This is a genomic window from Antrihabitans cavernicola, assembly GCF_008297975.1.
Lineage (GTDB): Bacteria > Actinomycetota > Actinomycetes > Mycobacteriales > Mycobacteriaceae > Antrihabitans > Antrihabitans cavernicola.
In genome coordinates this window covers 185,850-200,514 of the sequence record NZ_VLNY01000008.1, presented here as the reverse complement: position 1 = coordinate 200,514, position 14,665 = coordinate 185,850, and the positions used below count along the sequence as shown (strand labels likewise).

Below are 14,665 nucleotides of genomic sequence, written 5' to 3'. Positions count from 1 at the left end.
TAGGTCGAGGTCAAACCGTTAAGCTCGTCGGCAGGTCGAAGGCGGCGAACACGTCGTCGTCCTGGAACACCACCGTGTGCGCGATGCCCGCAGCGGTAGTGGTGAATACCTGCAGGGTATGCAGCCGGTAGCCGCCGTCCTGCGCAACGTACGCCGCGACCGCGGGCTGACCGTTCGCGGCGATCGGCACCATCTTCCAATCCGAACCACGCATTTCGAAGACGCGGGCAATGAATCCGCGGTAGCCGTCGCGGCCCACGTACCAATTGAGCACCGGCGGCATCTCGAGGACGACGTCATCGGTCAACAACTTGGTCAACGCATCGAGGTCGGCGTTCTCGAAGGCCGCGACATATCGCTCGAGCAGCTTGCTACGCGCGGGATCCGGTTCGTCGACGTCCGTGTCGCGCACGTCGGCCATGCCGATGCGCGCCCGCTGCAATGCGGAGTTGACCGCTGTGGGAGTCGTGTCGAGCGCCTCGGCAACTTCCGCAGCCGACCAGTCGAGCACGTCGCGCAGGATCAGCACCGCACGCTGTTTCGCGGGGAGGAACTGCATCGCGGCGACGAACGCGAGCCGCATACTGCCGCGCGAATCGATCACCGACGCCGGATCGTTCGGGTCGGTACGCAGCTTGACATCCGGAAACGGTTGCAGCCACGGCACTTCCGTTCGCGCGACCATGGGCGCACCCGGGTCGTCGCTCGCACCGACGAAACCCGACGGCAACGGACGTCGGGACCGAGTATCCAATGCGGTGATGCAGGCATTGGTTGCAATCCGATACAGCCAGGTGCGCATCGACGCGCGATTCGCGTCGTACTTGTCGAACGAACGCCACGCACGCAGCAGGGTTTCCTGCACCAGATCCTCGGCGTCGTGCACCGATCCGAGCATGCGGTAGCAGTGGGCAAGCAACTCGCGCCGAAACGGTGCGGTCTGCAGTTCGAAATCCGCGTCGATCGTCGTCATGAAAATCCGCTCCAAACTTTTTGTGCCGCGACCGATGAATCCAGGCGGCGTGCTCGGTATGTATTCGCGAACGACCACCACGACGAAAGGAAAGACCATGGCCTCCAACGCCATAACCGAAGATACCGCCGTTCTCGACGTTCTCGCTGAGGTCTATCAAGCCTGGGCCGACAACGACGCGGACGCATTCACCAGCCACTACACGACCGATGCGACGGCAGTCATGCCCGGCACGTTCCACGCCGACCGCGATGCGATCCACTCCTACATGGCAGCGGCATTCGCAGGACCGATGAAGGGCACGAGGGCCATCGACACCCCACTGAGTGTGCGCGTCGTCGGCAATATGGCGATAGTCGTCAGCGATTCCGACATCGTGGCCGCCGACGCATCCGACCTGGCAGACGCACGCAAGGCCCGTGCAACCTGGGTATTGGTGAAGCAGGACGACCGTTGGCTGATCACTGCCTACGCGAACTGCGCCAGGTAGGGCGACGTCGTCGCCTACCGTGGGAGGCATGGCTGACTGGCTCGACGGATTGCGCGGACGCGTCGTTGGCGAGGTCGACGACGCGTTGCGTCGCCGGGCCGAGTATTCCTCGGACGCATCGAACTATCGCGTGCTCCCGAAGGCCGTGGTCTTTCCACGGTGCGACGACGACGTAGCTGCCACCGTCGAGTTCGCACAGCACTCCGGCGTGCCGATCACGTCGCGCGGCGGCGGGACCTCGGTGGCAGGCAACGCCATCGGCCCTGGATTGGTGCTGGACTTCAGTCGGCACATGAACTCGCTGGTGCGGATCGACCCCGAGACCAGGATCGCGACGGTGCAACCTGGCGTCGTTCTCAGTGAATTACAGCGTGCCGCAGCACCGTTCGGCCTCCGGTTCGGTCCGGACCCGTCCACCCAGACCCGCTGCACACTCGGCGGGATGATTGGTAACAACGCGTGTGGCCCGCGCGCCGTCGCGTGGGGGCGCACCGTCGACAACGTGGCATCGCTGCGCATTCTCGATGGCACGGGAACAGAACGCGCCCTGGCCACCGACCTGAGCGCGGTGCCCGGACTTGCCGACTTCACCCGCGACAACCTGGGCGTGATTCGCACCGAGTTGGGTCGGTTCGATCGGCAGGCATCCGGGTATTCGCTCGAGCACCTACTGCCGGAGCGTGGCGCAAACCCAGCAAAGGCATTCGTCGGCACCGAAGGGACCTGCGGCGTGATCCTCGACGCCACAATCGATTTGGTGCCCATTCCGACCGCGACGGTGTTGGTCGTGCTCGGCTACCCCGACCTTTCCGTTGCCGCCGACGACTGCAAGTCGTTGCTGCAGCACGATCCCACCGCGGTGGAGGGTATCGACTCACGGCTCGTCGACGTGGTGCGCGCACACAATCGGCCGGTGCCCGATCTGCCGCGCGGCGCTGGGTGGCTTTTCGTCGAACTCGCCGCCGATACCGCCGCTCAGGCAACAGCGAAGGCAGCACTACTGTGTCGAAATTCGGATGCTCTCGACTCTCGGATCGTCACCGATTCCGCCGAGGCTGCGGCACTGTGGCGGATTCGTGCGGACGGCGCAGGACTGGCAGGTCGTACGCCGAGTGGCGAACCGGCCTGGCCGGGTTGGGAAGATGCCGCGGTGCCGCAGGATCAGCTCGGCGCCTACCTGCGTGACTTCGCCGACCTCACCGCGGAGCATCGGGTCGACGGCCTGCTGTACGGCCATTTCGGCGACGGGTGCATCCACGTCCGCCTCGACCTGCCGATCACCGATGCGCCGCAACGCTTTCGGAAATTCCTCGTCGACGCCGCCACCCTGGTCGCGCAGCACGGCGGCTCGCTGTCCGGTGAGCACGGCGACGGTCGAGCACGCTCGGAACTGTTGCCGATCATGTACTCGCCTGCGGCCATCGCGGCATTCGGCGGTTTCAAGGCGCTGTTCGATCCGCGAAATCTGCTGAATCCCGGCGTGCTGGTCGACCCGATGCCTGTCGGCGCCGACCTACGATTGTCGGGCATCACCAAAATTGCTTCGGCCAAGGGCTTTTCCCTCCTGCACGACCAGGGCGACATCGCCACCGCCGCTCATCGATGCGTCGGCGTCGGCAAATGCCGTGCCGACAATTCGGCGTCGGGCGGCTTCATGTGTCCGTCGTATCTCGCCACCCGCGACGAGAAGGACAGCACCCGCGGTCGCGCGCGGGTGCTGCAGGAAGTGATCAACGGCTCCGCGCTGACGGGAGGATGGGAGTCACCCGAGCTCGCCGATTCGCTCGATCTGTGCCTGTCCTGCAAGGCATGTGGCTCCGACTGCCCGGCGGGTGTCGACATGGCGACCTACAAATCGGAGGCGCTCTACCGGCGCTACAAGGGCCGACGCAGACCCGTCGGGCACTACGTTCTAGGTCAGCTACCGCGTTGGGTCCGACTCGCCCAACGCGCACCGGGGATGGTCAATCTCTTGAGTTCTGTCGGCCCCTTGCGGAAGATCGGCATGCGGCGTGCGGGGATCGATCCGCGTCGCGACGTACCGACGCTGGCGCCCAAGACTTTTCGACAATGGTGGAAGCAGCGACCACCGACCGTCGGCAGCCGCCACGTCATGCTGTGGATCGATACGTTCACCGACGCGTTCTCACCCGACGTCGCCGTTGCGGCCGTCGAGCTATTCGAGGCTGCCGGCTACAGCGTCGAAATCCCCGACAAGCCGGTGTGCTGCGGCCTCACCTGGATCAGCACCGGTCAGCTCGACGGAGCCAAGAAGCGGCTCCGCGCGACAGTCGACGCTCTCGATGCGCATGTGCAATCCGGTGGCGTGGTCGTCGGGTTGGAACCGTCGTGCACCGCGGTGCTGCGATCGGACGTCGTCGAACTGCTGCCGGACGATCCACGCGCGCACAGCCTCGCCGCAGCCACCCGCACCCTGGCGGAGTTCTTGGACGTCGATCCCGACTGGACCCCGCCCCAACTCGACGGCGTTCGCGCGGTGGTGCAACCGCACTGCCATCAGCACGCGGTGATGGGCTTCGACGCAGACAAACGAGTGCTCGACCGCTGCGGTGTGCAGACGACGACCATCAGCGGTTGCTGTGGATTGGCTGGCAACTTCGGCATGGAGCAAGGGCACTACGACGTTTCGGTCGCGGTTGCCGAGAACGGGATCCTGCCCGCACTCCGCTCCGCCGATGCCGACGCGGTGCTGCTGGCCGACGGATTCTCGTGCCGCACCCAGGCCCAGCAGCTTGCGCATACAAACGGACTGCATCTGGCGCAGCTACTGCGCGGACGCTCGGCCCCTTGAAACGGCAAACGCCCGCCTACACCAGCGGTGCGGACGGGCGACAACCGTTGTGAATCAGCTTCCGGAGAGCTGCGGGGGGACCGTGTAGCCGCTGCTACCCGCGGGAAGGAAACCGAGAAGGAAGTTGAAGAAATTGGTGATCGGCATGGCAGACCTTTCGACGGATGACGTTCCTGATCAGCTCAGACGTCGCCTTTGAGGGGCTTCGCGTTACAAATCACCGGTCCAGCCGTTATTTGTGCGGCACATCTAGCTACCCGAGGAGAATAGCCGTATGAGCAATCTCGATGCACAAACAGATGTGGTGGTCTGCCAGGAGAAAGTCGCAAATGCCACCAATGCCGCGCCGGTGGAGGTGCTCACTCCTCGCGAGGTTCCGTTGGGCGGCCTGCGTGCCATGCCCGTCCGACGCACGCTGCCGCAGCGGCAACGATCGCTGATCGGCGCATGGTGTTTCGCCGATCATTACGGCCCCGACCTGGTGTCGGAGACGGGTGGCATGAGCGTCGCACCGCATCCGCACACCGGCTTGCAGACTGTGAGCTGGTTGTTTGCCGGCGAGATCGAGCACCGCGACAGCATCGGTTCGCACGCGATGGTTCGGCCGGGTGAGCTGAATCTCATGACCGGCGGCAAGGGCATCGCGCACTCCGAGGTGTCCACCGCGGCGACGACGGTCCTGCATGGCATGCAGCTGTGGGTGGCCCTGCCGGAGGATGCGCGCCACAGTCCGCCGGCGTTCGAGCACTACGCGCCCGAGGCCGTGGCGGTGAACGGTGGGCGTGTCAGCGTCTTTCTGGGCTCGACGGCAGGGCAGACGTCGCCGGTGGTCACGTTCAGTCCGCTGCTGGGCGTTGAGGTGGTCGTGGAGCCGGGTGCGACGGTCGAGCTGGACGTCGATCCGAGGTTCGAGCACGGCGCAATCCTCGATCAGGGCAGCATCGATTTCGAAGGCACCGTACTGGCGCGCGCCGAACTGGGCTACGTCCCACCGGGTCGGTCGCTGTTGCGGCTGCACAATCCCGGCACCGAGGACGCGCGGATCGTGGTGCTGGGCGGCACCCCGTTCGGTGAGCAGATCTTGATGTGGTGGAACTTCGTCGGTCGAAGCAACGACGAGATCCGCGCATTTCGCGAGCAGTGGCAGTCCGAGGTGGCTGCGCCGGGACGCGACGATCCGCAATTCGGTGACGTCGTCGGCTATGTCGGTGACTGGATTCCTGCCCCGACTTTGCCCAGCGTTCCGCTCAAGCCCCGGGGCTGACCGCCGTCCGCAGTGATCACGAGCAAAGGGTGGCGCCGTCCGCCGTGATCACGAGCAAAAGGTGGCAGATTTCGCGATTTCCTCGACCCGTTGTTCGGTGTCGCGGGTTATCCACAGGACTTGCTTCATCCACAGGGCGGGTTAGTGGACGTGAAAATGTCGCGAACCCGGACGCGTGCGTGTGAATGGCTGCTTGGCCGTGCCGGAGGAAGGACGAGATACGCACAAAGAAGACGGATAACTCTCACCACCAAATGCAGCACAAGCTGTTTCCGTAAGCGATGCTCGGTGGGCGTACGGTCCGGCTGATGAGGTCTATTTAGCCGAATGCGCCAGCGCTATCTCACCCAAGCATCCGACTGCGCGAGCGACGCCTGACGGTTTCGCGTTGAGTTTGGCGTCGGTCGTGCATCTCCGAAATTTCGATATCCAGGCCTGTTAGTGTCGTTGGTCGAAAAACGCGATAGTGCAAGAGCAGCCGTTTGGCGCGGTGACTACCAGTGCGGGTCTTCTAGCTCTCCCTGGATGCGGCCGTCTATAATTCGCCTCTGCAAGCTGTAGAGCGGCACTGGCGCGCTGATGGAGGGGGCACTTACGCAGTGCGATGCATTGAGGTCCGTGTCGGCTCGGAGCGTCTAACACAAAGGTAGGATTCTGATTTGAGGCGTTAGGAGTGCCATACCAACAAGGCTAATCCAAGGAGGACGTATTGTTCACACTTAGATTGCCTGCGCAGGTAAGTCTGTCCCGGCCTGCGGAAAATGGGTAAGACTGCCATGCCCTCGTCAGAATTGCATTGTCGTGGTCGGCATGAGGACGTATTTCACTAAGCGAGATCGCGACGCCGACGTGTCTTGTGATGAGCTCGAGTAGGACATTCTCTGTGTCGGCACCGTGTGTGACAAGCATTTCGACCACCCGAGCGCTCACTGCGGCGACCGGCACGTCAGGAAGCCGCCCGCCAGGGATTACCGAGGTGTCGTGATCGATGAGATACGCCGATCCTGAGTAGATCGGCTCGGCTGAGACAATCAGCCCGAGCATCGGCCGATCCGTGGGAATATGGCGAAACTCAGGCGTACGGGCCGCGAGATTTTGCACCGTCCGAGTCAGCTGCGTGCGGGCCTTCTCTAGGGATTTCTGCAAGTCCTCGAACAACTGCGGGTCGCCCGCGCGAGATCCCAGTGCGAGCCGCTTCATCTTGCACTCCACGAGTAACACGAGGCCTGGCATGACCACAAACCAGTCGATACTCTTCTTGTCGCCCCTCGCACCGTAGACAATTTCGGGATGGACGTCGGCACCGTCTATCAGGCGGAGATTCCGACCGATGTAGTTCTCGAACAGCGCACCAAGGTCATCTGCAAAAGCCTTGCCGTACTTGGAAACTCCGGAATAGAACAACCCTCCGGGAGTGACGGTGCGAAGTATGAGGCGCGGCGCGGGAGCTACCGGGAGGCCCTGGTCGAGTTTGACGAAGGGAGTCCGAACAAGTGGGTTGTAGTCGTAACGCGCGAGGCGTTTTACACCCAGTGACTGTGCCTTGAAGTCCTGCTTGAACTCATCTCGGGTGGCGGTTAAGCGCTCGGCCATTGCCTCGATATTGGAGCGCGGGAACAAATGCAGCACTTCCTCGAAATTTGGCTGATTGAGCCAGTCGGGGTCAAAAACACCTCCGTTCATGTTGGCGCCGACCTGGAGAAAGAACGTCGCACCAATAGCGTCCCCGAGCGACATTCCGCCCAGCAGCTCCGTCATGGAGGCAGCTGAGATCACCGACGTGTCCACTTGGTCGAGCCCGTCTAGCAGCAACGCGTGTGATCGGGAGAGCTCTTCGAATATCGATTCCTGCCAAGGAAACTGCTCATACAGTATCGGGGTAACGATCGAGAGGAGGAACCCTCGGTCACCAGGGATGAGGTGCGGCGTCGCCTCGGAGTTGAAAAACTTACTCATCAACGCATTGAGAGCTTTCTCGGACACCTTTCCGGCGTCTCGGTGTTCATTCCCGTGCAATAGCGATTCACGCGCAGCAGCAGCCAAGCCCCACGGGGGCTGCTGAAACTTCAACCGGTCTGGGTAGGGAGGTTCTCCGATCGCGGCCGATAGCCGTGCGAGCGCTGGAATCAGCTCGCTCGGCCTGAAGGCGCGACACGCCTGAACGAATTCTTGATATCTGTTTCCCGTCGGCGAAAGCACCCTTGCCAGCATATAGTTTGACGGTGCGGTCCCGGCTGGCAGCCAAGTAGCACACGGGTACGGAAATTGAGACTCAAGATCCCGTCTTTCTTCGTCAACTCGCGACGAGACCTCAACGTGTCCGGGTTCGCGACATTTTCACGGCCCTATCCACTAACCCTTCATCCACAGGGCAATTTCCGACCTGGGCTTTCGCAGAAGCCCGCCTGCACCGGCGGTTCATCATGCGACATGTGAACCCAGAACTGACCGCATTGTTCGCCGAGCACGGCGGAATACTCACGACCGCACAGATTCGTTCGGTCGTCTCACGTGCAACATTGCGCACGATCGTGAAGCACCCTCGATATTTCCAGCGGCCCACGGCATCTACGCGACCAGTCCACCGACCACCGCAACGCGGCTGCGTGCGCTCGAAACTGCGTACGGGCATCGCATCACCGCATGCTTGGGAACGGCCGCCGAATTGTTCGGTTTCGGCACCGAAGTCACCCAAGGGCTGCACATTCACGACCCCGGCGCGAAGCACGTCCACGGCTACCGTGGCGTCGTTGCCCATCAACGCCTCGGCGCACCGCTGACGTCGTTGAACGGCCAACTCGTCACGACAGCAGCATGGACTGCCGTCGAATTGGCTCGATCGCTCGCCAAGCCGCGCGCATGGGCCACCCTCGACGCGGCCCTCGCTCTCGGCGTCTGCGGGCCGAGCGACCTGACGGCAGCTGCGGACGCACAGGTCGGCCGGCGTGGCATTGTTCACGTGCGCTCATTGATCGCCGTTGCCGACGGCGCCGCGCAGTCCCCGATGGAATCCGAATGCCGGCTGCTATTTCGCGATGCCGGGCTCCCTGCGCCGACATTGCAGCATCCAGTTCTCGACGACTTCGGCATGCCGAGGTTCTTCCTGGACTTCGCATGGGAGCACGCGATGGTCGCAGGCGAGTACGACGGCGACGAGTTTCACGCCACCCCGTTAGCTGTTCGACGCGACAAGGCACGGGTCGCGTGGCTCCAGGAGCGGGGGTGGCTTGTGGTTCCGATCACGGCCGACGACGTGCGCCGGCGTCAACGCGACCTGATTCGCCGGCTACAGCATCACCTGATCACCCGCGCAGCCTGACGATACCGAACAACGGATCGACGATTTCGCAGAATCTGCCACCCATTGCTCGTGATCACGGCGGATGCGTGCCGATCAGCATCCACCGTTCCCAGGATTGCGAGGGCACCGACAACGGCAGGCACTGCGTACGACGCCATCTGGTCGAAACCCACCGAGGTCCACATCGCCAGCCCGAAGACCGCGACAACGGCGCAGCCTGCAGATGCCGCAAGCCTGGATCGCACTCCCAATATCAGCGCGCACGCAAGCACGGCCTCCACGACGGTCGCGGCCAATGCGAGACCCGTTGCAGCCCAATGCAACATGCCGGGCAACAGATCACGCGTGTAGTCGACGAAGTTGCCGTAATTTCCCCACGAAACTCCGTCCGCGCCGGGCGCACCGAGCGCCCCGAACCTGTCCGCCACCGAGCCGGCGAACACCAGGCCGAGGTAGATGCGGCCCAACGTGTCGATCGCGATCCACCTGCCGCCGGTGGCAATGACAACTGCCGCGACGATCACCGTGACGACGCTGATGGCACCGAGCGAACCGCCGGTGGCGATCCACCCGACCTGCACAACGAGCAGCAAAGCGGCCGCAGTGAGAATTGTTCGGCGTCGTGTCATCGTCCCCATCCTCAGACTAGTAAGGTTCCTGACTAAAGATAGGAACTGAACACACTATGGTCAAGCGCCTTACCAATCCATTGTCAAACAGACCGCCGCCGCTGGGCAATCTGCTCGCCGCCGCGTCGCGCACGCTGGCCGCCGAACTGGATGCCGGCATCGCCGCCGCCGGTTTTGCGGACCTTCGTGCCGCGCACGCTCCGATCTTCCAGGTGATCGACCCCGCCGGCTCCCGGATGACCGAGCTGGCGGCCCGGACCGGAATGACCAAACAAGCCATGGGTGAGCTGGTCCGACACCTCGAGAAACACGGCTACGTCGCACTGACACCCGACGAGGCCGACCGTCGAGCCCGGCTGGTCCATCTCACGGACTCAGGTTGGGCGGTGGTAGATGCGGGCCTCGGCGTGGTCGGAAAGTTCGACGAATTGTTGGATCGCGCCCTCGGTAGCGACAACGTCACGCAGCTTCGCAACACACTTCTGGCGATCATCGGTGGCACCGGTTCGTCGCATATCGGCGACCATCGTGAATCCACCGATGTGATGATCACCGGCGGATCCTGACCGCACTGCACATCGTGCTGAATCGCCGACAGTGATGCAGGCCACAATTGGTCAGATTGCGTACTCTTGATGTGATCGATTGACGCTTTCGCTCTCCACCGAGGACTATTGAGTTACCGAATGCTCAATGACCAGCGACTCGACACCCGGCGCCGCGATCCGGTACCGAGGGGAGATGTGACTGCAATGACCGAACTCGACGATCGCCCTGTCTCGATCACCGCACAACGCCACGCCTACGACCTCGACGACCGATACCGCTCCGGGTCGGGCCCGGTTCTGCTGACCGGTGTGCAGGCCATCGCCCGGCAGTTGGTGGAGCAGCACGTCCGCGACATGCGCGCCGGCAAGCGCGTCGCGACCTTCGTATCCGGATACCAGGGCAGCCCACTCGGTGGTGTCGACAAGATGCTGAGCGGAATGCCGACGGTGCGCGCAGAACACGACATCGCCTTCGTTCCCGGACTCAACGAAGAACTCGCCGCGACGGCGGTCTGGGGCAGCCAGGCGAACCTGCCAGCAGGAACCGCGACCCACGATGGCGTGGTCGGCGTCTGGTACGGCAAGGGCCCCGGCGTCGATCGCGCGACCGACGCACTGCGCCACGCCAACATGTACGGCGTGAATCCCCACGGCGGCGTCGTCATCTACGTCGGCGACGATCCGGCATCCAAGTCGTCCACCGTTCCTGCCGTCAGCGAACGGTCGCTCGCCGCGCTCGGCATCCCGGTTCTGTTCCCACGCAACGCCAACGAGATCATCACGATGGGCATGCACGGCGTCGCTCTGTCGCGGGCGTCGGGTTGCATCGTCGCGTTGAAGATCGTCGCCGACGTTGCAGACGGCGCCTGGACGGTCGACGGCAACGTCGCCGACTTCCCCATCACCGTTCCCGAAATCGAATGGGAAGGACGGCCGTTCGTCTACAAGCAGCGTCCAATGGCAGCACCGCAGGACAGCCTGGTCGCCGAAGCCGACCTCTACGGTCCGCGCTGGGCGACGGTCCAGGCCTACAGCACCCTGAACAACCTCGACGTGATCGAGGTGAACCCGACGCACGCCACCATCGGAATCGCCGCCACCGGAACCTGTTTCGACTCGGTGCGCCAGGCTCTGCTCGACCTCGGAGTCGACGACATCGCGCTGCACAACGCAGGCATCCGGCTCTTGCGGATCGGCATGCCGTATCCCGTCGGTGCCGAGCGTGTTCGCGAGTTCGCGGCGGGTCTCGACCGCATCATCGTGGTCGAGGACAAGACGGCGTTCATCGAGTCGCAGATCCGCGAAATCCTCTACGGCACAGCAGATGCGCCGCGGATCGTGGGCAAGAAGGATGCCAACGGTCGACCGCTGATGCCATCGGACGGCGAGCTCACCGCGGGACGCCTGCTCGGCCCGCTGAGGCGCGTGCTGCGCGACGATCTGGAGTTGAAGCGCGCACTGCCGCCTGCTCTTTCGCTCAGCGTTCTGCCCGCCAAGCGCACTCCGTATTTCTGCAGCGGCTGCCCGCACAACCGCTCCACAGCGATCCCCGAGGGTTCCATCGGTGGCGGCGGCATCGGCTGCCACACGCTGGTGACGCTCTCCGGTCGTGAGGACAGCGCGGTCACCGGCCTGACCCAGATGGGCGGCGAGGGCGCGCAGTGGATCGGCCAGTCGCCGTTCACCGACGTCAAGCATCTGTTCCAGAACATCGGCGACGGCACCTACTTCCACTCGGGTCAGTTGGCGGTGCAGGCGTGCATCGCCGCAGGCGTGAACATCACCTACAAGCTGCTGTTCAACGAGGTCGTCGCGATGACCGGCGCGCAGGATGCCGAAGGCGCACTGACGGTTCCGGACCTGACGCACAATCTGATGACGCAGGGTGTCAAGCGAATCATCGTCTGCGCCGACGACCCGAAGTACCGCAAGCGCGCTCTCGCCAAGGGCGTCGATCTGTGGGAACGCGATCGGCTCGACGAGGCGCAGAAGTTGCTGCGCGACGTCGAGGGCGTCACCGTCCTCATCTACGACCAGCACTGTGCCGCCGATGCGCGCCGTCAGCGCAAGCGCGGAACCCTACCGACGCGCAACACCCGCGTCGTCATCAACGAAGCCGTGTGCGAAGGCTGCGGCGACTGCGGCGAGAAGAGCAACTGCCTGTCCGTTCAGCCGGTCGAGACCGAGTTCGGACGCAAGACGCGCATCGATCAAACGTCGTGCAACACCGACTACAGCTGCCTCGACGGCGATTGCCCGTCGTTCGTCACTGTCGAACTGGTGCCGGGCAAGAAGCCCAAGAAGATCGAACGGCTCACGCCGCCTACGGTTTCCGCTCCGTCCGTCGGGCGAATCACGACGACGCAGAACGTGTTCCTCGCGGGTATCGGCGGTACCGGCATCGTGACGGTGAACCAGGTACTCGGCACGGCTGCGCTGCGTGCGGGATATCAGGTGGAGAGCCTAGACCAGATCGGCATGAGTCAGAAAGCCGGACCGGTCGTGTCGCATCTGCGGTTCTCCGATCACGCGTTGGAGCCGTCCAACCGGCTGACACCGGGTAGCGCGGACTGCATCGTGGCCTTCGATCTGTTGACGGCGACGGACAACAAGAACCTGGCCTACGGCAACGCCGCGACCACCGTGTCGGTGGCGTCGACCAGTCAGACGCCCACTGGCGACATGGTCTACGACAAGTCGGTGCGCTACCCCGACGAGCACTCGCTGGTCAGTCGGCTCGGCTCGGTATCGAAGTCGCTCAACGCTTTCGATGCTCTTGCCGCAGCGCAGGCGCTGTTCGGCAACACATCGGCCGCCAACTTCCTGCTGATCGGTGCCGCGTACCAAACCGGTGGACTCGCGTTGCCCGCCGACGCGATCGAGGAAGCCATCGGCATCAACGGTGTGGCCGTCGCAGCCAACATCGATGCGTTCCGCTGGGGTCGCGTCGCCGTCGCCGATCGGACCGCGTTCGACGCCGCGACGATTCCTGCGAAGAAGGCACCTGCGGTGGCGCCTGCAGCGATGTTCGCCGCGACCACGTTCACCGGTGAGGTTCGCCGGCTGGTGGAACTGCGCGCAGCGGAGCTGATCGAGTTCCAGAGCGTCAAGGTCGCTCAGCGTTACATCGACAGCATCGAATCCGTTTGGGTTGCAGAGCGTTCCGTGACAGGTCGTACCGAGTTCAGCGAGGCAGTCGCACGCGGGCTGTTCAAGTTCACGGCCTACAAGGACGAGTACGAAGTGGCTCGGATGCTGGTCGATCCCGCATTCCTGGCCGACGTCGAGTCGCAGGTGCCGGGCGGCGAGAACCTCACCTACAAGTTGCATCCACCGATGCTGCGGTCGCTGGGGCGCAAGAAGAAGATCGGGCTCACGCCCAAGTCCCATGTGGCACTGAAAGTTCTGGCGAAGGGCAAGAAACTGCGCGGCACCAAGCTGGATCCGTTCGGCTACGCCCACGTTCGCAAGGTGGAGCGCGAGCTGCTCGCTCAGTACAGCGGCCTGATGCGGCAGCTGGCGTCGCAGTTGACCGAGACCACCTACGACCACGCAACCCAGGTAGCCAACCTCGCCGACGTTGTTCGCGGCTACGAAGGCGTCAAGATGCGTAACGTCGAGCTCTACCGCGAGCAGCTCCGCGAGCTCGGCTACAACTGAAGGATCACCTTGCCCACGGTCGCACGCGACTCGACGGCACGGTGTGCGTCCGCAGCTCGATCGAGCGGGAAGACCTGACCGAGAATGGGTTTCAGGTCTCCCGCTCGACCGAGTTCCAAAGCTCGGACACGTAGTTCGGCCTGCTGCTCGGGTGGCAGCAGCGCAGAGGCGTAGCCGATCACCGACACGCTCTTGCTCAACACAGCGGCTGGTTCGATGTTCGGTGGTTCGCCGCTGCTCGTTCCGGCGAGCACGATGCGGCCGACGCTGGGAACCAGCAACGTGAACGCCGCGGTGGCTACAGATCCGCCGACGGTGTCGAGAACAATATGCACCGGTCCGACATTTTCCGTCCAGCCCGACTGCAAATAGTCGACCACCCGATCGGCGCCGAGCGCTCGCACCTGCTCGACCTTCCCAGCACTCCCCACTCCCGCGATCACGGTTGCTCCCGCCGACTTCGCCAACTGCACCACGAGACTGCCGACACCACCGGCGGCCGCATCGACGAACACCGTCTCGCCCGACTGCACGCGCGCGGCGCCGACGATACCCAGCGCGGCGGCACCGTTGCCGAAGACGGCGAGCGCGGTGTGGTCGTCGAGCTCGTCGGGCACCGGAAGCGCAGCAGACAGCACCACGTGTTCGGCGTAGCCGCCGCCCATCGTCGAACCGATCACGCGCTGCCCGTCGGCCTCCCCCACCACCTCGAATCCTGCCGTGAACGGCAGCGGAATCGGCACACAGCCGGACCGCACGATGGTGTCCGCAAAGTTGACGCCCGCCGCGGATACCTGAACCGCGACTTGGCCTTCCGCTGCACGTGGCTCGGGAATCTCCTCGACGACCAGCACCTCAGCAGTACCGAATTCATGAAAGCGAACAGCACGCATCTTCTCTCCCCTGTGCGTCGGTCTACCCGTCCGGCAGAGCCGCACCTGCGACGGTAAGGGATAAACTATCGGTTACTTCAACGGTATCGACGCAC

At 63.8% G+C, this 14,665-nt stretch carries 10 protein-coding genes; 6 read left to right on the top strand and 4 right to left on the bottom strand.

What is annotated here, in order from left to right; translation table 11 throughout:
- Positions 1 to 10 precede the first annotated feature (10 nt).
- Complete coding sequence (locus FOY51_RS17995; RefSeq protein WP_149431635.1) at positions 11 to 973, bottom strand: sigma-70 family RNA polymerase sigma factor; 963 nt, start codon at positions 971 to 973, stop codon at positions 11 to 13.
- Between the two features lie 97 nt (positions 974 to 1,070).
- On the opposite strand from FOY51_RS17995, the gene FOY51_RS17990 reads away from it, so the two are divergent.
- From FOY51_RS17990 to FOY51_RS17980, 3 genes are all read left to right on the top strand, one after another.
- A complete protein-coding gene (locus tag FOY51_RS17990) occupies positions 1,071 to 1,463 on the top strand; it encodes an SgcJ/EcaC family oxidoreductase (protein ID WP_187776380.1) in 393 nt (130 codons plus the stop codon).
- A 28-nt stretch (positions 1,464 to 1,491) separates the two neighbouring features.
- Positions 1,492 to 4,275, top strand: coding sequence for an FAD-binding and (Fe-S)-binding domain-containing protein (locus tag FOY51_RS17985; protein ID WP_149431633.1), 2,784 nt, complete (start codon positions 1,492 to 1,494; stop codon positions 4,273 to 4,275).
- A gap of 274 nt (positions 4,276 to 4,549) precedes the next feature.
- The gene (locus tag FOY51_RS17980; RefSeq protein ID WP_149431632.1) at positions 4,550 to 5,539 is read left to right on the top strand and encodes a pirin family protein; all 990 of its coding nucleotides are present in this window, start codon (positions 4,550 to 4,552) and stop codon (positions 5,537 to 5,539) included.
- Between the two features lie 690 nt (positions 5,540 to 6,229).
- On the opposite strand, the gene FOY51_RS17975 is transcribed toward FOY51_RS17980, so the two are convergent.
- Positions 6,230 to 7,609: a hypothetical protein gene (locus tag FOY51_RS17975; RefSeq protein ID WP_149431631.1), complete on the bottom strand. Its 1,380-nt coding sequence runs from the start codon at positions 7,607 to 7,609 to the stop codon at positions 6,230 to 6,232.
- Between the two features lie 577 nt (positions 7,610 to 8,186).
- Between FOY51_RS17975 and FOY51_RS17970 the strand changes: the two genes are divergently transcribed.
- Positions 8,187 to 8,858, top strand: coding sequence for an endonuclease domain-containing protein (locus FOY51_RS17970; protein WP_235916457.1), 672 nt, complete (start codon positions 8,187 to 8,189; stop codon positions 8,856 to 8,858).
- Here FOY51_RS17970 and FOY51_RS17965 read toward each other — a convergent pair.
- Complete coding sequence (locus FOY51_RS17965) at positions 8,834 to 9,469, bottom strand: hypothetical protein (protein WP_149431630.1); 636 nt, start codon at positions 9,467 to 9,469, stop codon at positions 8,834 to 8,836. The two genes, FOY51_RS17970 and FOY51_RS17965, sit on opposite strands and share 25 nt — an antisense overlap.
- A 56-nt stretch (positions 9,470 to 9,525) precedes the next feature.
- Here FOY51_RS17965 and FOY51_RS17960 point away from each other — a divergent pair, with 56 nt between their 5' ends.
- Both FOY51_RS17960 and FOY51_RS17955 read left to right on the top strand, forming a co-directional pair.
- Positions 9,526 to 10,035, top strand: a complete 510-nt coding sequence (locus FOY51_RS17960; RefSeq protein ID WP_149431629.1) for a MarR family winged helix-turn-helix transcriptional regulator — start codon at positions 9,526 to 9,528, stop codon at positions 10,033 to 10,035.
- A gap of 186 nt (positions 10,036 to 10,221) precedes the next feature.
- Entirely contained in the window at positions 10,222 to 13,677 is a 3,456-nt protein-coding gene (locus tag FOY51_RS17955) for an indolepyruvate ferredoxin oxidoreductase family protein (RefSeq protein ID WP_149431628.1), read from the top strand.
- Here FOY51_RS17955 and FOY51_RS17950 read toward each other — a convergent pair.
- Positions 13,668 to 14,570 carry a quinone oxidoreductase family protein gene (locus FOY51_RS17950; RefSeq protein ID WP_149431627.1) on the bottom strand — a complete coding sequence of 301 codons (903 nt, stop codon included), beginning with the start codon at positions 14,568 to 14,570 and terminating at the stop codon, positions 13,668 to 13,670. The two genes, FOY51_RS17955 and FOY51_RS17950, sit on opposite strands and share 10 nt — an antisense overlap.
- Positions 14,571 to 14,665 lie beyond the last annotated feature (95 nt).

What these genes read in the sequence shown, in the direction of transcription:
- FOY51_RS17995 (WP_149431635.1), bottom strand. Translation starts at nt 973, where the DNA reads ATGACGACGATCGACGCGGATTTCGAACTGCAGACCGCACCGTTTCGG.
- FOY51_RS17955 (WP_149431628.1), top strand. Translation starts at nt 10,222, where the DNA reads ATGACCGAACTCGACGATCGCCCTGTCTCGATCACCGCACAACGCCAC.
- FOY51_RS17985 (WP_149431633.1), top strand. Translation starts at nt 1,492, where the DNA reads ATGGCTGACTGGCTCGACGGATTGCGCGGACGCGTCGTTGGCGAGGTC.
- FOY51_RS17960 (WP_149431629.1), top strand. Translation starts at nt 9,526, where the DNA reads ATGGTCAAGCGCCTTACCAATCCATTGTCAAACAGACCGCCGCCGCTG.
- FOY51_RS17950 (WP_149431627.1), bottom strand. Translation starts at nt 14,570, where the DNA reads ATGCGTGCTGTTCGCTTTCATGAATTCGGTACTGCTGAGGTGCTGGTC.
- FOY51_RS17990 (WP_187776380.1), top strand. Translation starts at nt 1,071, where the DNA reads ATGGCCTCCAACGCCATAACCGAAGATACCGCCGTTCTCGACGTTCTC.
- FOY51_RS17980 (WP_149431632.1), top strand. Translation starts at nt 4,550, where the DNA reads ATGAGCAATCTCGATGCACAAACAGATGTGGTGGTCTGCCAGGAGAAA.
- FOY51_RS17965 (WP_149431630.1), bottom strand. Translation starts at nt 9,469, where the DNA reads ATGACACGACGCCGAACAATTCTCACTGCGGCCGCTTTGCTGCTCGTT.